Genomic DNA, 20,596 nt, shown 5'->3' with positions numbered 1-20,596 from the left:
GCCCTGCACGGCACAGCAACCTCATTCACTACCGACATGCGGCGCCGGAACAGCGATACCCTTGGCCGTGCCACGCGTGCGTGAAGCGGGTGAGGCGTTTAGCCGGAGCGTTGGCAACGAACATCAGCGAGCACACTGTCGTATGAAAGATGGGGCCGTTGAGAGCCCGTGGGTAAACGTCAAGCACTGGCGGTGTGAGCCCGCTTTCTTTGCTTACTTTCTTTGCGGCGGCAAAGAAAGTGAGTGCCGCCCCGCACAGGGGCAACGCCCGCGCCGCGAGGCGCATCGCGGATGCCCGCGAAGGGCAAAGCAAACGAACGCATCGCGGATGCCCGCGAAGGGCAAGGCAAACAAAACGCATCGCGGATGCCCGCGAAGGGCAAGGCAAGCAAAACCGCATCGCGGATGCCCGCGAAGGGCAAGGCAAACCGAACAAATCGCAGACGCCCGCGATAAGGGCAACAAAAAACCTCAATCCGCCCTCAGTACTACAGTCCCCAACGGCGGCAAGATCAACGAAGCCGACTGCGGCCGTCCATGCGCCGCCACCTCTTCCGTATAGATCACACCAGCATTCCCCACATTCGATCCGCCATAAACACCCGCATCGGTATTCACGACTTCGACCCAACGTCCCGGACGCGGCATGCCGATCCGGTATCCCTGCCGCGGCACCGGCGTGAAATTGCAAACGGTGATCAGCTCGCGCCCCGCGCCATCCACGCGCCGCCACGCAAACACCGAGTTCTCGGTGTCGTCGCCGACGATCCACTCGAACCCGCCAGGCTCCGAATCGAGCCGATGCAACGCAGGTTCCTCGCGATACAGCCGGTTCAGATCGCGCACGAGCCGCTGCACGCCGTGATGCAAGTCGTCGTCGAGCAGATGCCAATGCGGCGAGCCGTCGTGATCGAACTCGGCCATCTGCCCGAACTCGCCGCCCATGAACATCAGCTTCTTGCCTGGATGCGTCCACATGAACGCGAAGTACGCGCGCAGATTCGCAAACTTCTGCCAGCGGTCGCCGGGCATCTTGCCGAGCAGCGACCCCTTGCCATGCACGACCTCGTCATGCGAGAGCGGCAGCACGAACTTCTCCGAGTACGCGTACACCATCGCGAACGTCATGTTGTGGTGATGCCATCGGCGATGGATCGGGTTTTCGTGCATGTAGTGCAGCGTGTCGTGCATCCATCCCATGTTCCATTTGAACTGGAAGCCAAGCCCGCCGTCCTCCGTGCGCGCCGTCACGCCCGGCCATGCCGTCGACTCCTCCGCAATCGTGATCGCGCCATGCACGTCCGGCATATGCTGCACTTCATGATTCAGCCGCTTCAGGAACGCAATCGATTCGAGGTTCTCGCGGCCGCCATAGATATTCGGCACCCATTCGCCCGCCGCGCGCGAGTAGTCGCGATACAGCATCGACGCCACGGCATCGACGCGCAATCCGTCGACGTGATAGCGCTTGAGCCACGCAAGCGCCGATGCGATCAGGAACGCGCTGACCTCGTTGCGTCCGAGGTTGTAGATCATCGTGTTCCAGTCCTGGTGATAGCCCTCGCGCGGATCGGCGTGCTCGTAGAGCGGGGTGCCGTCGAATTCCACGAGCCCGTGTGAATCGTTCGGAAAGTGCGCGGGCACCCAGTCGAGTATCACGCCGAGCCCCGCCTCGTGCGCGCGATTCACGAAGCCCGCGAACTGCTCCGGCGTGCCGAAGCGCGCCGACGGCGCGAATTGCGACAACGGCTGATAACCCCACGATCCGCCGAACGGATGCTCGGCGACCGGCATGAACTCGATGTGCGTGAAGCCCATTTCCTTCGCGTAGGGAATCAGGCGGTCCGCAAGCTCGGACCAGTCGAGCCCGCGATGCCCTTCCTCCGCGATGCGCAGCCACGACTCCGCATGCACTTCATAGACCGAGATCGCGGATTGCACCGTCTGCTTCGCGGCGCGCGTCTGCATCCAGTCGCCGTCCGTCCACGCGAAGCGCTCGACGTCGTCGACATGCGCAACCACGGAAGCCGTCGCGGGCGGCTTCTCCGTCTGCATTGCGCAAGGATCGGCCTTCAGTGGCAACGGATGGCCGTCGCGCGTCAGCATCTCGTACTTGTAGCGCGTGCCCGCGCCGATACGCGGCACGAACAGCTCCCACACGCCCGCCTGATGACGCATCCGCATAGGATGCCGGCGGCCGTCCCACGCGTTGAAGTCGCCCACCACGGACACGCGCCGCGCATTCGGCGCCCACACGGCAAAGCGCACGCCCGGCACACCGTCCATCGTATGAGGCCGCGAGCCGAGGCATTCGAGCACTGCATACGGATCGCCCCATGCGACGCGCTGCAACGGCTCGTCGCCGAGCACGGGGCCGAACGAATACGTGTCCTCGATTTCCTGAACGGGACCATGCCAGTCGATCCGCAAGCGATACGGCACGGCCTCGCTGACAGGGCCCGCGAACAGGCCGCCCGGATGCAGTTGCTCCAGTTCGCCGAGCAGTCTGCCGTCGTCGCGCGCGATCACCGATACGTGCGCCGCGTTTGGCTGCATCGCGCGCACGACGGGACCGGCGCTCGTGTGATGCATGCCGAGCTGCGAGAACGGATCGTGATGGCGCGCATCGACGAGCGCATCCAGGTCCACGCGATGCAGACCGGCCGCTTCAAGCTGAACGTCGTGTTGCTCACTCATAGTCACCCTCTGATGCGGCGGGAGGCGTGGAGGCGTCGTCCGGCGATTGCGGCGGCGCGCCCGTGTCGCCGAGCAGTCGGCTCGTCAGCGCCGCGAGCCCGCGCACCGGCAAGCTGAGCCACGCGGGCCGGTTGGCTGCTTCATAGCGGATTTCGTAGGCTGCTTTCTCGATCAGAAACAGATCGAGCAGCGCCTGTTCGTGCTCAGGCGCGACGAGCGGCTGCGACGCGGCTTGCGTCGCGGCCCGATACTCGTCGAGGAACGCTTCGGCGGCGGCCTGGCGGAAGCGGTCGAAGAGGGCGCGCTTGCGGTCGGCTGTGATTTGCGGCGCGGATTCCGTCGACGATTGCGCGGCGGCGCTCGCATACGACAGCGAACGCAACAGGCCCGCCACGTCGCGCAACGGGCTCGACTTCGCGCGGCGCTCTTCGAGTTCGCGCGCGGGCTCGCCTTCGAAGTCGATCAGGAACGCGTCGCCTTGCGACACGAGCACCTGGCCCAGATGGAAGTCGCCGTGAATGCGCGTGCGCAGCGCATGCGCGTCGGGCTTCACGAGATTCGCGACCGCTTCGACCAGCATGTCCTTGCGATCGAGAATGCTGCGCCCGAGCAGCGCGCCGTCTTCCGTCAGATGCTCGACGTTTTTCTCGAGCAGTTCGAGTGCCGCCGCGAGCATCTTCTGCGTGCCGTCGATCCATGCCTCCACGTGTCCCGCGTCGGCGGGCTCGGGCGCGAACGCGGCGTTGTCGGAAGGCGTCGCGAGCGCGACGTGCAGTTCGCCCAGCCGCTTGCCGATGATGCCCATATACGACGCGTAGCCTTTGATCGCCTCTTCCTCGTTCACGCGGTCCTGGCTCGCCTGACTCGGATCGCCGCTTTCGACGGCGAGCGCAAGCTCGTCGACGGAACGGCGCAGCGTGTCGAGCGCCCAGTTCCATGCATCGCCCTGGTTGTCGACGAAGCCTTGCAGGATGCACAGCGTATGCGGCACGTCCTCGGGATCGATGCGCATGACTTCGCCGTAGAGCGGCGCCGTGTTCGCATAGCCGAGCTGCGTCAGATAGCGGCTCATCTCCGCTTCGGGATGCGTGCCTTTCAGCAGACGCCGCACGAGCTTGAGCACGATCTTGTCGGCGATCACGAGCGAGCTGTTGCTCTGCTCGGCTGCGAGCCAGCGGATTTCGGGCTGGTCGCCGAGATCGAGTTCGGCGAAACGGTCGGTCGGCACGAAGTGGATCGTGCTCTTCTGCACGGTCGGCACGGCGGCGCGCTCGCGCATCTTGCGCAGCACGCCGTACGCGAATTGCGGCAGCGCGAACGCATCCGTCAGATGGCCGACATTGCGGCCGCGCCGCACGCGCGCGAGCGCGAGCTGCATGAAGAGCGGCGTCGTCGTGTCGGCGCCCCACGTGATCGCGATCGGCAGCACATAACGCTCGGTGTGCTTGCCGACATCCGCTTCGATTTCGGTGAACGCAAAGCCCGCTTCGGGAATCGTCGTGAGCGCGGCGAGCCGCACCGCGTGCATCTTCTGATCCTTCGATGCAAACCAGCGCCGCCGTCCGAGCCACGACGGCAGCACTTCCGATTCGAGCAGCCGCACGTTCTCAGGCGTCGGGCCCGTTTGCCCTTCGCGGATCACGATGGTCACGAAATCGGGCAGCGGTTCTGACGGCGGCTGGCTCCATGTCGGGCGGCCTCCGCCTTCGCAAAGAAGGAACCACAGGAAGCCGTATGGCGGGAACGTCAGCAGATAGGTCAGTTGTCCGATTGCGGGGAACACGGAATCCGCCGTCATCTCGATCGGCACCGCGCCGTTGAATTCGGACAGATCCAGCTCGACGGCCTGCGGCGCGCGCGACAGGTTCGCGACGCACAGAATGGGCGGCTCGCCGGGCAGCTCGCGCAGATACGCGAGGATCTTGCGGTTGCTCGGCTTCAGGAAGCGGATCGTGCCGCGCCCGAACGTGTGCTTCGAGCGGCGCGTCGACAGCATGCGGCGCGTCCAGTTGAGCAGCGAATGCGGATCGCGGCTCTGCGCTTCGACGTTGACGGCATCGAAACCATACAGCGCGCCCATCACGGGCGGCAGCACGAGCTGTTCGGGGTCGGCGCGCGAGAAGCCGCCGTTTCTGTCGGACGACCATTGCATCGGCGTGCGCACGCCGTCGCGGTCGCCGAGGTGGATGTTGTCGCCCATGCCGAGTTCGTCGCCGTAATAGATCACGGGCGTGCCCGGCATCGACAGCAGCAGCGAGTTGATCAGCTCGATACGGCGGCGGTCGCGCTCCATCAGCGGCGCGAGCCGGCGGCGGATGCCGAGGTTCAGCCGCGCGCGCCGGTCGCTCGCATACGTGTTCCACAGGTAGTCGCGCTCGGAGTCCGTGACCATTTCGAGCGTGAGTTCATCGTGATTGCGCAGGAAGATCGCCCACTGGTTCGTTTCGGCGAGATCCGGCGTCTGCTTCATGATGTCGGTGATCGGGAAGCGGTCCTCGCTCGCAATCGACATGTAGATGCGCGGCATCAGCGGGAAGTGGAACGCCATATGGCATTCGTCTTCGTTGCCGAAGTATTCCTGCACGTCTTCCGGCCACTGGTTCGCTTCGGCGAGCAGCATCCGGTTCGGGTATTCGGCGTCGATGGTCGCGCGAATCTTCTTCAGGACCGCGTGCGTCTCCGGCAGATTCTCGTTGTTCGTCCCTTCGCGTTCGACGAGATACGGCACGGCATCCAGCCGCAGACCGTCGATGCCCATGTCGAGCCAGAAGCGCATCACCTGCAGCACTTCGCGCATCACAGCAGGGTTGTCGAAGTTCAGGTCCGGCTGGTGCGAATAGAAGCGATGCCAGTAGTACTGGCCCGCGACGGGATCGTGCGTCCAGTTCGACGGCTCCGCGTCGATGAAGATGATGCGCGTCTCTTCGTATTTCTTGTCCGTGTCGGACCACACGTAGTAGTTGCGATGATTCGAGCCGGGCTTCGCGCGGCGCGCGCGCTGGAACCACGGGTGTTGATCGGACGTGTGGTTGATGACCAGTTCGGTAATCACGCGCAGGCCGCGCGCGTGCGCTTCCTGAATGAAGCGCTTGACGTCGCCGAGCGAGCCGTAATCGGAATGCACGCTCCTGTAGTCGGCGATGTCGTAGCCGTCGTCGCGGCGCGGCGACGGATAGAACGGCAGCAGCCAGATCGCGCTCACACCCAGTTCGGCGATGTAGTCGAGCTTCGCAATCAGGCCGGCGAAATCGCCGACGCCGTCGTTGTTCGCATCGAAGAACGACTTGATGTGCACCTGGTAGATGATCGCGTCCTTGTACCAGAGCGGATCGTCGGCGAGCATCGAGACCTTGCCGCGGCGCGCCTTGCGAGGCTTCTCGGGCACGGCGGCCGTCGTATCGGTGATATGTGCTTGCGACGTGCTTTCCGCGGGATCGTCACGTTTCATATCGCACCTGCAATTCGTTGATCAGAGTGTCGTTGGCTGTCGGTTCCGCTTCTTCGGGAACCGCCTCGCGCGGCAGGCCGCCCGCCGGCGCAATGCGCCAGATCGAGAAAGGCCGCAAGCCGGGATTGAGCCGCACGTGTTGCCATCTGCCATGCCATTGAAACCGCTCGCCCGTCATCTGGTCGATCACGTCGATGGCTGCGTGATCGTGCAGGCCCCAGCGGTTGAACGTCGCCCACGACAGTTCGATATCGGCGCCCTGTTCGTTGTACGGATCGAGACTGATCGCGACGACGATCACGTTGTCGCGCGTCTCGGTGGCCTTCTCGAAGAACAGGATGTGATCGTTGTGCGCGGGCAGGAACGTCACGTTCAGATGCGTGTGCAGCGCTGGATTCGTGCGGCGGATACGGTTCAGCTCCGTGATCTCGCCGACGATATTGCCGGGCCGGTTCCAGTCCCACGCGCGGATCTGATACTTCTCCGAATCCAGATACTCTTCGCTGTTCGGCAGCGCGGCCGCCTCGCATAGTTCGAAGCCGCTATAGACGCCCCAGAGTCCCGAGAGCATCGTCGCGAGCGAGGCGCGGATCAAAAAGCCCGGACGTCCCTGCGCCTGCAAGTGACGCGGGTTGATGTCCGGCGTGTTCACAAAGAAGTTCGGCCGGAAGAATTCGCGCAGACTGGTCTGCGTGAGTTCCGTTAGATACTCGGTGAAGTCGCGCTTCGACTCGCGCCACGTGAAGTACGTGTACGACTGCGAGAAGCCGAGCTTCGCGAGCCGCGCCATCACGCGCGGGCGCGTGAACGCTTCCGAGAGAAAGATCACGTCCGGGTGACGCGAGCGCACGTCGTTGATCATCCATTCCCAGAATGGGAAGGGCTTCGTGTGCGGATTGTCGACGCGGAAAATGCGCACGCCCGCATCGATCCAGAACAGGATCACGTCGCGCAGCGCGATCCACAAATCGGGCTTCGCGTCGCGCGCGTAGAAGTCCGGGTTCACGATGTCCTGATACTTCTTCGGCGGATTTTCCGCGTAACGCAGCGTGCCGTCGGGACGCCATGCGAACCATGTCGGATGCTGCTTCAGCCACGGGTGATCGGGCGAGCATTGAATCGCGAAATCGAGCGCGATTTCGAGGCCCTCGTCGTGCGCGGCGGCGAGCATCCGCTTGAAGTCGTCGAGCGTGCCGAGCTGCGGATGCACGGCATCGTGGCCGCCCGCCTCGCCGCCGATCGCATACGGGCTGCCCACGTCGTCGGCGTTCGGGGTCAGCGTGTTGTTGCGCCCCTTGCGATTGGCGAGGCCGATCGGATGGATCGGCGGAAAGTAGAGCACGTCGAAGCCCATGTCGCGGATGCGCGGCAGCTTCGCGATCACGTCGTCGAACGTGCCGTGACGATGCTCGTCGTCGCTCATCGAGCGCGGAAAGATCTCGTACCAGCTGCCAAAGCGCGCCTGCGCGCGTTCCGCGTCGATCCGGTACACGATGGGATCGCGCGACAGTCCCGGCCGGTGACGCGCGGCCGCGAACGCCTGCGCCGTCGTCGGCGCGAGCACGATCGCAAGGCGCTCGCCCGTGTCGGCCTTCATGAATTCCTTCGTAATTGCTTCGAGCTGTTGCGGCTGCGAGCCCTCGGCCGTTTCCGCTTCGGCCAATGCGAGCGCGAACAGATGCTTGGCCTCTTCGAGTTCGAGATCGACGGGCTGATCGGCCTTCAGCTTCTTCTGCATGTGATCGACGAGCGACGCGAAATCGTCGCGCCACGCGATCACCGTGAACTCATGCCGCCCGATGCGTTCGAGCGGAACGCGCGCTTCCCAGATGTCGTTGCCGGCGGGCTGCGCGGGTGTCATCGGCACTTCGTGCCATGCCGTTTCGTCGGCGGCGCGCCAGATGACGGCGGCCGCGATCTTGTCGTGGCCTTCGGCGAACACGGCCGCCGTGACGGGCACGCGCTCGCCGACGATCCGCTTCGCCGGAAAGCGCCCGTGATCGACGGCGGGCGACACGCTTTCGATCGCCACGCGCGATGTCGCGATCGCGTCCAGCACGCTCTTGTGTCCGGAGGTTTTGGTGTTCTGCTTGTCGATGGGCGGCGCGAGCACAACGGGCTTTTCGGCGACCGCGCGAAAGAGGCGGCAGGCGCCCGGCGCGAGCGTGAAGGAACCGAGCGGCTGCGGCGCGCTGCGCGTTTCCGTGCCGAGCGACACGAAGCGCGTGAAGCTGCCGGGCACGCCGTCGAGAAAGCGCGCGGGATCGACATGCACGGGCATGCCGAGTTCGGGATTGATCGCGATCAGCACGGCTTCGCCCGCGTCGCGCAGATCGCGCTGATCGCCGCGCAGCAGGATCGTCGCGTGCGTGTCGGGGCCCGACAGCGCGCGCAGCTCGCCGTTCGTCTGCAGCGCCCACGTATCGCGGGAAACGGCGTTCGCGTGGCGCACGCGCTCGGAGAGATCGAAGCGCGCCGCGCCGCGCTTGCTCGCGTACTCGTCGGCGTTGCCGAGCGTGTGCGAGATTGGCTCGGCGATGCCGTACTCGAAGCCCATCGGCATCAGCCAGCCGGTGCCCGTCGATGCCGCCGTCAGCAGCGCGCGCCGGTACGCGCGCTCGACGATGGCCGAATCGTGCACGTGCGAGAGATCGGCGGCGAGCCGCGTGCCATACGGCGCTTCGGGAAAGGCGACGGGCGAGCCGACGCGCATCAGCACCGCGTGCTCGTCGAAGAGCCACGGCGCGCGGAAGTCCCACCAGCGCGACGACGTGAATACGGCATCGAAGCCCACGCCTTCGAGCGCCGCGATGTCCGCGCGCGCGAGCCCGGGCGTGGCGGCGAGAAAGCGCGTCGATGGATGTTGCGACGAGCGCACGGCATCTTCGAGACGCCGCCATGCAAGCGCGGGCACGCGATGCGGCGAATCGAAACGGAAGCCGCCGATGCCCGTTTCCGCGAGCGCATCGAGCGTATGCGCCCACCAGTCGATCAGCGGCGCGGCGGCCTGCTCGTTGCTGAAGTTCGCATACGCGACGTTGTCTTCGTGGCGCGCGTGACGCGGATCGAGCCGCGCTTCCTCCGGCTCGAACGGATGAAACCAGTCGCGATGCTGATGATAGAGCTGGCCGTCGGCGGCCGCGCGATCGATCACGAGATCGACGAGCAATGTCAGCCCATGCCGGCTCGCGGACTCGGCGAGACGCTGCAGCATGTCGGGCGCGGATTGATCGGTCGCGAAAGCGGGATGCAGCCGCGCATGATCGCTGACGATCTGCGCGTGCCCCGCCTGTCCCGGCTGAAACAGCCCGCCGATCAGCACATGATCGAAGCCCAGCGCGGCGGCGTGTTCGAACTGCGCGGGCCACGCATCCAGCCGTCCGACGAGGGGGGAATGAACAAAGTAGATCCGCGGCGCATAAGCGTGAGGAGCTTCCATCGGTCGTTTCCAGATTCGTCCTGCTTTGCGGCGTGGATGCACATTCGTACGATCACGACCGCCTATTAGGCTTCAGAGCCGGATGCCGCGCGATGCGTCCTGCGACGGCGCGTATTGCTCAATGTAGTGCATTGATCGAAATGCCGCGCGCCAGTTCAAAGCGTCCGATTCGGCCTGGCCGATCTGAACAGGATGCGCGTGATGTCGTCGGTCCGGCACCCGTCGGCAGGCGGTAAAAGAGCAAGCGCTATGCCAGAAAGCGGCGCAGTGCAGGCAAGACGGGCCGCGCGACGTGCGCGCGGGCGAAGGCTGGCGCGGGCGCATGCGGCCCGTTGAAACGGCGCGCTCGCGTCGCCGTTCACAGGAATGGCGATGCGAGGCTCGAGGGAAGACGTGTAAATCGGGCGTGTCGTGCGCCGGCTGTTACATGGCGGGCTGTTTCGGCAGCGTCGCCTGAATGCGCGGTGGCGCGGCATGCGAAGCGCAGAGACCAACGTCGTCGCATGTCGCGAACGTGCGGCTACGAGCCGAGCAGCCCCGCCGCCATGTTGATGCACAGCCCGAGCACGGCCACGTTGAAATAGAACGACAGAACGGATTGCGCGAGCGCCGCGCGGCGTATGTCTCGCGAGCGAAGCACGACGTCCGATGTCTGCGACGCGACGGCGATCGTGAACGAGAAGTACAGGAAGTCCCAGTAGTTCGGATCGAGCTTGTGATCGGGAAACTTCAGCGCCGTTTCCTGCTTGTCGGTTGCGAAGTGCAGGCGCGCGTAGTGCAGCGTGAAGATGGTCGGTATCAGGAACCACGCGCCGATCAGCGTGACGGCCGTCACGACGTAATGCGAGAGGCCCGGCCCCTGCGAGCCGGAGCCGCCTTTCGACGACGCCAGCTCCAGCACGATCGCCGCGATGCTCGCGACCGTCGCGAGACAGATGATGAACAGCACGACCGTCGCGTTCTCGTCCTCGCGTCGCGCGATGTCGCGCACGCGATCGTGATCGGCGCGCGCCATCTCGATCCACATCAGCGCGAGATAAGTCCATACGGCGACGTCCCACGAGACGAGCACGCGGATCATCGGGCGCATCTGCGCGCCCGCGAGCAGCGCGCCGAACAGCACGCCGACAAGCAGGCCCGCAACCATGCGCGGGCGGTTGCGCAGTACCTGGGGATAGACGTTCATGGACGCGCGCTCCTGGCAGGATGTTGTGACGAGGGCATGTCGCGAAGCGATGCCAAAGGTTGCGGCGATTCTACGTTTGCATGCAGCATGATTTGTCGAAATGGGTATCTGGACGTTATAGTTTTCCCGCAGTTTTGCTCAATGGCCTTGCATGCGGCTTTCACGAGGTGCGTTGCCTTGTCCCGGGGCGCAAAGGAAGCACGAAGCTATAGTGCACGAAGCACGCGACGGGCCGTCGAGGTCGATCGCGATCGGGCATCGCCGGAATGACCGGATTGGCGGCGCAATCGCTGGCGCCGCGTCGATGATCCCGATCGAAGCGCTCGCATGCGCCCGACGATAAGAGACCGCAAGACAGCGGCGCAAGACCAGCAAGACCAGTATTGGGGTGGACGCACGGCGTGCTCGCAGGGTCCGGCCATTAGCCGGACGGCGCGCGCCCGTCGAACGACAAACATCATCTGGAGCCCCCAATGACCGATGTTGAACAACACGCTGCGCGCACGGATGCCGCGCACGCCGGCGAGGCCGCTCATGAGGCGGTGCAAGCGGCGCGCATCGACGACGGCGCGCAGGTCGGCTGCCATCACAGCCCGGATTCGGGTTCCGGATTCATCGCGCGCTCGCCGCGCCGGCGCGCGTGGATGCTCGGTGCGCTCGCATCGGCGGCAGGCTTTGCGTTTTCAACGGCGGCGAGCCATCGCGTTGTGCGCGGCATCCGTCCCATTGCGGGCCTTGCGAGCCTTTCGCAGTTCGCGGGCATCTCGCCCGCCTACGCCGATACGCTGCCTGCGGGCGGCGGCTTCGATGCATTCATCGCGCTGTCGGGCAAGCTCACGGGGCACACGAGCTTCGATCCCGTGCTCGGCAAGCGCGCTTACGAAGCGTTGTCCAAGGCGGACAGCCAGTTCACGCAGAACGTCGCCGCGCTCAACGCGTGGCTGCAGACCCACGGCGGCGTGCCGTCCGACACCGTCACGCAGGCATTGCAGGCCGAACGGCCGAATCTCGCGAAGACCGTCAGCGCGATCACGCGTGCGTGGTATCTGGGGCTCGTCGGCGATTCGCCGAACATCCAGGTGATCGCGTATGAAAGCGCACTGATGTTCGAGCCCGTCCAGGACATCCTGACTATTCCGTCGTATTGCCGCGACGTGCCGTTTTACTGGACCCGGAAACCCGCGAATGCGTGAGCGCTGCGCATGCAGCGTCACGCGTTCGTCTCGCACGCCGCTCGCGCTCGATGCGCGCGGCGGGGTTTCCGGACGGGTTGCCACACCCGTGAACAACACATAAGCCAGCGGATCAAGCCAGCCGCAGAAGGCAAAGAAGAGGGCAAGGATGGCAAACGCAAATTCCGCCGACGTCGTCGTAGTCGGCTCGGGCGTGGCGGGCGGTCTCGTCGCGCATCAGTTGGCGCTCGCGGGCGCATCGGTGATTCTGCTCGAAGCCGGGCCGCGTCTGCAGCGCGGGCAGATCGTCGAGAACTTCCGCAATTCGCCCGCGAAACTGGACTTCGCGACGCCGTATCCGTCGACGCCCTATGCGCCGCATCCCGAGTACTCGCCCGCCAACGACTATCTGATCCAGAAGGGCGACTATCCGTATAACTCGCAGTATCTGCGGCTCGTCGGCGGCACCACGTGGCACTGGGCGGCCGCGACGTGGCGTCTGCTGCCAGCGGATTTCGAACTGAAGAAGCGATACGGCGTGGGCCGCGACTGGCCGTATCCGTATGAAACGCTCGAACCGTGGTACTACGCGGCCGAAGTGCAACTGGGCGTGTCCGGGCCCGACCCGTCGATCGATCTCGGCTCACCGCGCTCGAAGCCGTATCCGATGGCGGGCCTGCCGTTGTCGTATATGGACCAGCGCTTCTCCGATGTACTGAACGCGAACGGCTTCAAGGTCGTACCCGAGCCCGTCGCGCGCAACAGTCGTCCATACGACGCGCGGCCCACCTGCTGCGGCAACAACAACTGCATGCCGATCTGTCCGATCGGCGCGATGTACAACGGCATCGTGCACGCCGACAAGGCCGAGCGCGCAGGCGCGAAGCTGATTGCGCAAGCCGTCGTCTACCGGATCGAAGCGGACGACAAAGGGCTTGTCACGGCTGTCCACTACAAGGACCCGAACGGCAACAGCACGCGCGTCACGGGGAAGCTGTTCGTGCTCGCCGCGAACGGCATCGAAACGCCGAAGCTGATGCTGATGTCGACGTCCGACAAGTTCCCGCACGGCATCGGCAACAGCTCCGATCAGGTCGGCCGCAATCTGATGGACCATCCGGGCACGGGCATCGCGTTTCTTGCGAACGAGTCGCTGTGGCCGGGGCGCGGACCGATGGAGATGACATCGGTGGTGAACTTCCGCGACGGTGCGTTCCGCTCGGACTATGCGGCGAAGAAACTGCATGTGTCGAACGGCGTGCCGACGATCGCGATCGCGTCGGCGCTGCTCAGACAGGGCCTGACGGGCGCCGAACTCGACCGGCAGATTCGCGACCGCGCGTCGCGCCTCGTCGTCGTCAACAGCTTCCACGAGCATCTGCCCGAGGCGCAGAACCGCATCGTGCCTTCCGCCGATCACAAGGACGCGCTCGGCATTGCGCAGCCCGAGATCTACTACTCGATCAACGATTACGTGAAGAAAAGCGCCGCGCACACGCACGAACTGTATGCGCAGATTGCGGGGCTCTTCGGTGGAACGGAGGTGTCGTTCGACGATACGTTCGCGCCGAACAATCACATCATCGGCACGACGATCATGGGCAGCGATGCCGCCGATTCCGTCGTCGATCCCGACTGCCGCACGCACGATCACCAGAATCTGTTCATCGCGGGCAGCGGCGTGATGCCGGGCGCGGGCTCCGTGAACTGCACGCTGACGATCGCGGCGCTGTCGCTGAAGCTCGCCGACAAGCTCAAGCGCGAACTCTGACCCAACGCACGAAGACACATGACGAACCAGCACATGTCCCGCGCGCGCAAGCCAGGCGAACGCACCGGCAACCTGGACGCGACGGTCTTTTCGGGCAGCCGGCGCGCGGCGCTCAAGAGCCGCCGCCGGATCTGGAAGATGGCGGCGCTCGCCGCGGCGTTCTCGCTGTTCGCGCTGTATCTCGCGTGGCTCGAAGCATACGACTCGGCCCCGCGTCACAACGATGAATCGCCGCTCGCTGAAGCCGTTGCGCAGGGCGCCGCGTCGAGCGTTACGGCAAACACTGCCTCTAGCATTACGTCAGGCGCTGCGCCAGCCACCGCGCCCGCCGGCAACGCGACAGCCTACGGTCCCGATCTCGTCAGGCGCGGCGAGTACCTTGCGCGCGTCGGCGACTGCATCGCGTGTCACACGTCGGACAAGGGGCGCCCGTTCGCGGGCGGCCTCGCGATTCATACGCCGTTCGGCACGATCTACACGCCGAACATCACGCCCGACGCGGACACGGGCATCGGCCGCTGGACGGACGCGGACTTCATGCGCGCGATGCACGAAGGGATCGGCAAGGAAGGCGAGCGGCTCTATCCGGCGTTCCCGTATGTCGAGTACACGAAAGTCACCGAGCTGGATGTGCAGGCGATTCGCGCGTACCTGAACACGGTGGCGCCCGTCCACTACACGCCGCCCGCGAACAACCTGAGCTTTCCATTCAACTTGCGCTGGCTGATGTTCTTCTGGAACCTGCTGAACTTCGACGAAGGCCGCTTCGTGCCCGATCCGAAGCAAAGCGCCGAATGGAATCGAGGCGCGTATCTGGTGCAAGGGCTCGCGCACTGCGAGGAGTGCCATACGCCGCGCAATTTCACGCAAGGGCTCAAGACGAGCGAACGATTCTCAGGTGCGATCCAGGCCGGCTGGCACGCGTACAACATCACGCCGCACAAGACGAGCGGGATCGGCGAGTGGACGGATCAGGATGTGATCGGCTATCTGTCGACGGGCGTTGCCCCTAAACGCGCGAATGCGGCGGGCCCGATGGCCGACGTGGTCGCGGACAGCACGCAGTATCTGAACCGCGAAGACTTGCGTTCGATCGCGACGTATCTGCGCACCGTCAAGCCCGTCGACAAGGGCGAGTCGCGCGCGCGGGCCGGATGGGGCACGCCGGCGAGCGACGTCGTCGCGTTGCGCGGCACGAAGACGAACGGCGTGAACGGCGCGCAACTCTTTCTCGCCAACTGCGCGACGTGCCACAACTGGACGGGCGAAGGCGTCGGCGCGAGCGCGCCCGGCGCGTATCCATCGCTGATCCATAACACGGTGTCGGGCGCGAGCGATGCGAACAATCTCGCGATGGTGATCCTGCACGGCGTGAGCCGCGCGACCCAAGGCGCCGATGTTTTGATGCCGGCATTCGACCGCGATCTGAGCGACGAGCAGATCGCCGCGATCACGAACTACGTGACGAAGCGGTTCGGGAATCCGCAATCGACAGTCGGCGTCGAGCAGATCGGCAAGTTGCGCGCGACGCCGCAGTGACGGCATGAAACGCATGAAACGCGAATAGTGCGGCGAATTGTGCGACTGCGACGCAGCCTCGCGGCGCACGAATCCCACTCCGACGTTCCTCGCGTATCTTGCCGACGATAGGCGCGCGAACGCGGGATGCCGCGCATACAGCGCTTGCATGCTCGCACTATCATTGCGTCATGGACTCCACACTTGTCACCACCGTCCAACATCACGACGTCAATCGAGACGGACGCGATTTCGTGGTCGGCGATCTGCATGGCTGCGTCGATGCGCTGCGCTTTTTGCTGCGCGAAATCGAATTCGATCCGTCGCGCGACCGGCTGTTCTCCGTCGGCGATCTGGTCGATCGCGGCGCGCAGTCGGAAGAGGCGCTCGCGCTGCTCGACAAGCCGTGGTTCCACGCCGTCCTCGGCAATCACGAGGATGCGTTGTGCGCCGTTGCCGAAGGCAGGCTGAAGAAGCAGTGGTGGTACGGCATCGGCGGCCTGTGGAGCGCGCATGTGCCGATGGAGCGGTTGCGCGCATATGCGCAGCGGCTGCGCGCGCTGCCCCTCGTGCGCGTGATCGGCTCGGGCAGCGATCGCTTCAACCTGCTGCACGCGGAGTTTCTCGGCACTGACGCCGAACTCGACGCAAATCATTTCTCCGACGAGACTCGCCAGCAACTGCTGTGGGGCCGCAGCCTTGCAATGGGCACGTCCGATCCGACGAGCCAGCGCGGCCTGTCGCTGACGTATTGCGGGCATACGCCCGTGCGCGAGGTGCAGCAGTTCGGCGCGCAGGTGTTCATCGACACAGGCGCGTTCGGGCCGGGCGGCAAGCTGACGATCGTCGAAGCGCGCACGACGACGCGCTGGTCGGTCACGGTCGATCTGGCACGCTCGGCCGGGGCGTCGGCGCTGGCGTTGCCGTAGAGGTCGGTGCCGGACAACCGCATGCCGAAGAACTCCTGCCGCAGAACCCCTGCCGAAGAACCCCCTGCCGAAGAACCCCCTGCCGAAGAACCCCCTGCCGAAGAACCCCCTGCCGAAGAACCCCCTGCCGAAGAACCCCCTGCCGAAGAACCGCTGCCGAAGAACCGCTGCCGAAGAACCGCTGCCGTAGAACCCCTGCCGTAGAACCCGTACCGAAGAACCCCTGCCGGACGCGTCAGCCGACCCGGCTCAGTTCGAACACCATGTCGACGGTGCTGCCGTTCCAGTTGTATTCCAGATACGCCGCGTGATGACAGTCGCGCAGCAGCATCGTCCTGAACGCGGCGAGACATTCGCCGTCCGCATCCCGCACCGACGGATAGACGATGCCCGGCGCGCCCGCCTCGCGGATCGCGCGGCCGAGCGTCTGGCCAGGCGCATAGTCGTTCGGCGACAGCACCGATGCTTCTGCTGAATCCATGTCCCGCAGATCGACGACATCGCCTTGCGCGATCACCGTGTAGAGCCGCATCTGCTGGCGCATCGGCGGCTCCTGGGTCGCGGCGAGAAAGTGCCCCGAGTGATAGCGCGTTTCGGCGATCGCCGTTTCGCGCGAGCGCGCGCAGTAGAACACGCCATACGTGCCGTCGGAAAAACGGCTGCCCTGCGGATTCAGATGCGTGAGCGCCGCCATGATCGGCCCGTAGCCGGGACCGAAGCGCCGTTCGTCGCGCGGCACGAGATCGAGATCGCCGATTTCCGTACGCACGCGGTCGTTGGTCATCGCTTCGAGCGCATAGAGCGCTTCGAAGTCTTCCGGCGATGCGACACGGTCGAACAGGTTGACGGCGGGAAAGCGAGTCGGAATCACGCGGTACGCGGGCGTCCAGGCGAGCGATGCCACGCGCCAGCGGTCTTGCCATTGTGCTTCTGTCACGCCCAGCCGCCTCGCATTGCGTCGAGATACTGGCGCACGGCGACGAGGTCGCTGATATTGCCCGCGAGCATGCGGTCGAGCGCGCGGCGGCCGCCGAACGGCGGCGCACTGTTGGGGCGCTTGATCCACGCATCGGCGGCGGCAGGCTGCGGCAGCAGGATTTGCAGCGCCTTGTAGATGCCGAGCAGAAGCGACAGCCGTTCCAGCGTGTCGCGGCCGAGGCGCGCCGTTTGCGGCGAGTTCTTCCACTTGAAGAACGTCGAGCGGCCGGGCGAGCCGAGCAGGACGATCTGCTCGTCGGCGCTCAATTCCCAGTCGCGCGCAATGTTGAAGAACGCGCGCAGACCGGCGGCGGACATGTCCGCCATCGAAGGTTCGGCGGGCGGTCGTCGCAGCGGTCGTTCGGCGCTCGAGATGTGGGCGGCGGAAGACATGATGGAGTCCTGAGTTGAACTTTTTCTACATATTAGTCCATATATGGATTAATGCAAGTCCGCATGTATAATCCGCGCCACGAGTTTTTGCGCGGAGGCGGCGGTGTCGTTCGGATTCAGAGTGGGGATGGCGGTCGGTTTGTTGTGCGTGTCGATGGCGGCGCGTGCCGAATACAAGGAAGTGTGGAATCCGCCCGAGGCCGCGCCGGGCGCCCGGCACGTCACGCAGTCGAAGCACTCGGCGCCTGTTGGCGCCGGCGCGGCGACGGGTGCGCATCGGCATGCCGCTGCGCCGCGCGCGAAAGTTGCAGCGGCTAAGCCAGGCGCGAAAATCCCGCCGAAAAAGGTCGGTAGCGTGGCGGCTGGCGCTGGTGCGAAAACGGCGCATGTGAGCGGAGCGCATGTAGCGGCGCGCCAGGAACAGGCCCAGGCGCACGCCCAGGCCCAGCCGCACGCCCAGGTCCAGGCCCAGACGCAGACGCATGCCCAAGCCCAGGCGCACGCCCAGGCCCAGCCGCACGCCCAGACGCAGACGCATGCCCAAGCTCAAGCTCAAGCTCAAGCTCAAGCTCAAGCTCAAGCTCAAGCCAACGCCAACGCCAACGCCAACGCCAACGCCAACGCCAACGCCAACGCCAACGCCAACGCCAACGCCAACGCCCAAACACACGCCGCGCACGCAAAACCTGTCGTCGCGGTGGCCACGCCCAAGCCCGCGCAAGCCGCCAACGTTCCAGCGCCTCAAGCCAACAGCGGCGGCGCCATGCCGCGCGAGCTTCCGCCGATCCTCAAATAAGCGTCACTGGGCGGTCAGCCCGTTCGTCACGATTCGCAGCGTTTCCGCCGAACGTGCGTCGCGCACACGCGAGTGCAGTGTCACGCGCGATTCCGGCAACGCCGGCAAGCCGAGACGCGCGCCCGAATCGACGAGACCGCGCGGCGCGACGCGCCTCGCCAGCGGCGACACGGCGAGCCCCGCCGCCGCTGCCGCGCCCACGGCAGGCACCCCGCCGCCGACGAACGCTTCGCGCCACGCGATGCCCGCGCCGTCGAGCGTGCGCAGCGCGCTCGAGCGCACGTTGCATGGCGCGGCAAGCAGCGCGAGCGGCAGCGGTTCGCCGGCGCGCAACTGCCATTCGGGCGTTGCGAGCCAGGACAGCGGCTCCGTGAAGAGCAGCTGGCCGTCCTCGCGCGGCATGTCGTCGGGCTCGGAGCGCACGATCACGGCGTCGAGCCGCCGCTCGTCGTACTGATGAAGCAGCGCCGCCGACGTTCCCATATGCAGTTCCAGCACGAGCCCCGGATCGTGTGCATTGACACGTGCGAGCATCCCCGCGAGGTCGATGCCCGCGACATGCTCGCTCAACCCCAACGCGAGACGCCGCCGGTCCACGGACAGCGAGCCCAGCGCCCGGTCGTGCGCCGTCAGCAGGTCGCGCGCGCCTACGACGAACGCCTCGCCATCCGCCGATAGCCGCACGACGCGCGGCGTGCGCTCCAGCAACTGCTTGCCGACATGCGCTTCGAGCCGCTTCAGCTTGAGGCTGACGGCCGATTGCGTGGTATCGAGCGCATCCGCGGCGCGCGTGAAGCTGCGCAAATCGGCGACGAGAACGAAGGCGCGCACGGCGTCGAGATCGAGTACTTTCATTTCAAATGTAAATAGATGAAATATCGAGACATATCTGTTAATTATGATAGGCGCGAACTAACCTGAATGCACCTTCTCTTCATTCAGGAGTTCATCATGCCTCTCACCCGAATCGCACTGCGCGCCGGCAAGCCGGCTGAGTACCGTCAAGCGCTCACGCAGGGCATCCAGCGCGCGCTGATCGACGTTTTCAACGTGCCCCAAGACGACATCTTCATGGTCATCACCGAGCATGACGCGAGCAATTTCGTCTATGGGCGCAACTATCTCGGCATCGAGCGCAGCGACGATTTCGTGCTGATCCAGATCGCCGCGAGCAACACGCGCACCGTCGACCAGAAAAAGGCGCTGTACAAACGCATCGCCGACAATCTCGCCGAAAGCCCGGGCCTGCGTCGCGAGGACGTGTTCGTGAATCTCGTCGAGGTGCTCAAGGAGAACTGGTCGTTCGGCAACGGAATCGCGCAGTACGCGCTCTGAGCGCTTTCGCACGGCCGCTCGCGCGCTTTCGGCGAAGTGCGCGTCGCTATAATGGCTTGCACTTCTACCCGCCATTTGCCGACGCGCGCGAGCCATGACGACCGATCACAACGACGCTTCCCACGACCCTTTGCAATTCGGCGGCTCCGTATGGTTTCGTTCCGGCGAGCAGACGCTCGGCGGCGCGCAGCGCATCGCGCTGCTCGCGGCGATCGGCGACACGGGCTCGATCACCCGCGCGGCCAAAGCCATCGGCATGAGCTATAAGGCCGCGTGGGATGCCATCGACGCAATGAACAACCTCGCCGGCGAGACGCTCGTCGTCCGCTCGACGGGCGGCAAGGGCGGCGGCGGCACGACGCTCACGCCGCGCGCGCGGACGCTGATCGACACGTTTCGCGCGGTCGAGCGCGAGCACCGACTGTTTCTGGAGCGCGCCGGCGCGGCGATTGCCGGATTCAGCGACGACTGGCAGCTGATCGGCCGCATCGGCATGAAGACGAGCGCGCGCAACCAGTTGTACGGCAAGGTCAGCGCGATCCAGCGCGGCACGGTCAACGACGAGATATCGCTTGCGCTGCCGGGCGGGCAGGTCATCGTCGCGATCGTCACGCACGAAAGCACGGAGATGCTCGGGCTCGTGGTCGGCGGGGAAGCCGTCGCGCTCGTGAAGGCGTCGTCGGTGCTGCTGGCTGCGGACGACGGTGCGGCGGAACGGCTGTCGACGCGCAACCGGCTGCGCGGCAAGGTGTCGGCGGTGCAGCGCGGGGCCGTCAACGCGGAAGTGTCGCTCGCGCTCGAAGGCGGCGCCGTCGTGACGGCCGTCGTCACGAACGAGAGCATCGACGAACTGGGCGTCGCCGAGCGCGAGGCGCTCGTGGCCGCGTTCAAGGCGTCGAGCGTGATTCTCGGCGTGACTACGGCTTAAAGTTTT

At 65.4% G+C, this 20,596-nt stretch carries 14 protein-coding genes; 7 read left to right on the top strand and 7 right to left on the bottom strand.

Features of this window, described 5'->3' with window-relative positions; genetic code table 11:
• Positions 1 to 471 precede the first annotated feature (471 nt).
• The 4 genes from glgB to VSR68_RS11630 form a co-directional block, all read right to left on the bottom strand.
• The gene (gene glgB, locus VSR68_RS11645) at positions 472 to 2,697 is read right to left on the bottom strand and encodes a 1,4-alpha-glucan branching protein GlgB (RefSeq protein WP_342939993.1); all 2,226 of its coding nucleotides are present in this window, start codon (positions 2,695 to 2,697) and stop codon (positions 472 to 474) included.
• On the bottom strand, positions 2,690 to 6,145 hold the full coding sequence (treS, locus tag VSR68_RS11640; protein WP_342939992.1) for a maltose alpha-D-glucosyltransferase: 3,456 nt from the start codon (positions 6,143 to 6,145) through the stop codon (positions 2,690 to 2,692). Before treS ends, glgB begins: the two co-directional genes overlap by 8 nt.
• Positions 6,135 to 9,584 (bottom strand): maltotransferase domain-containing protein, encoded by a 3,450-nt coding sequence (locus VSR68_RS11635; protein WP_342939991.1) that lies wholly within the window; start codon positions 9,582 to 9,584, stop codon positions 6,135 to 6,137. The genes treS and VSR68_RS11635 overlap by 11 nt, the downstream gene beginning before the upstream one ends.
• Positions 9,585 to 10,104: 520 nt before the next feature.
• Positions 10,105 to 10,770, bottom strand: a complete 666-nt coding sequence (locus VSR68_RS11630) for a DUF1345 domain-containing protein (RefSeq protein ID WP_342939990.1) — start codon at positions 10,768 to 10,770, stop codon at positions 10,105 to 10,107.
• Between the two features lie 644 nt (positions 10,771 to 11,414).
• Between VSR68_RS11630 and VSR68_RS11625 the strand changes: the two genes are divergently transcribed.
• The 4 genes from VSR68_RS11625 to VSR68_RS11610 all read left to right on the top strand — a co-directional run bounded on the left by VSR68_RS11625 (position 11,415) and on the right by VSR68_RS11610 (position 16,160).
• Entirely contained in the window at positions 11,415 to 11,963 is a 549-nt protein-coding gene (locus tag VSR68_RS11625; RefSeq protein ID WP_428983499.1) for a sugar dehydrogenase complex small subunit, read from the top strand.
• A gap of 148 nt (positions 11,964 to 12,111) precedes the next feature.
• Positions 12,112 to 13,713, top strand: coding sequence for a GMC family oxidoreductase (locus tag VSR68_RS11620; protein ID WP_342939988.1), 1,602 nt, complete (start codon positions 12,112 to 12,114; stop codon positions 13,711 to 13,713).
• An 18-nt stretch (positions 13,714 to 13,731) separates the two neighbouring features.
• Positions 13,732 to 15,252, top strand: coding sequence for a cytochrome c (locus VSR68_RS11615; RefSeq protein WP_342939987.1), 1,521 nt, complete (start codon positions 13,732 to 13,734; stop codon positions 15,250 to 15,252).
• Positions 15,253 to 15,422: 170 nt separating this feature from the next.
• Positions 15,423 to 16,160, top strand: a complete 738-nt coding sequence (locus tag VSR68_RS11610) for a metallophosphoesterase (protein WP_342939986.1) — start codon at positions 15,423 to 15,425, stop codon at positions 16,158 to 16,160.
• 235 nt (positions 16,161 to 16,395) lie between these two features.
• Here the strand turns inward: VSR68_RS11610 and VSR68_RS11605 are convergent, their stop codons facing one another.
• Both VSR68_RS11605 and VSR68_RS11600 read right to left on the bottom strand, forming a co-directional pair.
• On the bottom strand, positions 16,396 to 17,097 hold the full coding sequence (locus VSR68_RS11605) for an RES family NAD+ phosphorylase (RefSeq protein WP_342939985.1): 702 nt from the start codon (positions 17,095 to 17,097) through the stop codon (positions 16,396 to 16,398).
• Positions 17,094 to 17,465, bottom strand: a complete 372-nt coding sequence (locus VSR68_RS11600; protein WP_342940246.1) for an MbcA/ParS/Xre antitoxin family protein — start codon at positions 17,463 to 17,465, stop codon at positions 17,094 to 17,096. Before VSR68_RS11600 ends, VSR68_RS11605 begins: the two co-directional genes overlap by 4 nt.
• Positions 17,466 to 17,658: 193 nt before the next feature.
• Between VSR68_RS11600 and VSR68_RS11595 the strand changes: the two genes are divergently transcribed.
• Positions 17,659 to 18,327 (top strand): hypothetical protein, encoded by a 669-nt coding sequence (locus VSR68_RS11595; RefSeq protein WP_342939984.1) that lies wholly within the window; start codon positions 17,659 to 17,661, stop codon positions 18,325 to 18,327.
• Positions 18,328 to 18,330: 3 nt separating this feature from the next.
• Here the strand turns inward: VSR68_RS11595 and VSR68_RS11590 are convergent, their stop codons facing one another.
• Positions 18,331 to 19,182, bottom strand: coding sequence for a LysR family transcriptional regulator (locus VSR68_RS11590; RefSeq protein WP_342939983.1), 852 nt, complete (start codon positions 19,180 to 19,182; stop codon positions 18,331 to 18,333).
• Positions 19,183 to 19,278: 96 nt separating this feature from the next.
• Between VSR68_RS11590 and VSR68_RS11585 the strand changes: the two genes are divergently transcribed.
• Both VSR68_RS11585 and VSR68_RS11580 read left to right on the top strand, forming a co-directional pair.
• Complete coding sequence (locus tag VSR68_RS11585; RefSeq protein WP_342939982.1) at positions 19,279 to 19,662, top strand: tautomerase family protein; 384 nt, start codon at positions 19,279 to 19,281, stop codon at positions 19,660 to 19,662.
• 94 nt (positions 19,663 to 19,756) lie between these two features.
• On the top strand, positions 19,757 to 20,590 hold the full coding sequence (locus VSR68_RS11580) for a TOBE domain-containing protein (RefSeq protein ID WP_342939981.1): 834 nt from the start codon (positions 19,757 to 19,759) through the stop codon (positions 20,588 to 20,590).
• Positions 20,591 to 20,596 lie beyond the last annotated feature (6 nt).

The organism is Paraburkholderia phymatum (assembly GCF_038900715.1).
In the GTDB taxonomy this organism is placed as follows: Bacteria; Pseudomonadota; Gammaproteobacteria; order Burkholderiales; family Burkholderiaceae; genus Paraburkholderia; species Paraburkholderia phymatum_A.
Note: the sequence above shows the minus strand (reverse complement) of the source record. Positions and strands in the feature narration are given on the sequence as shown.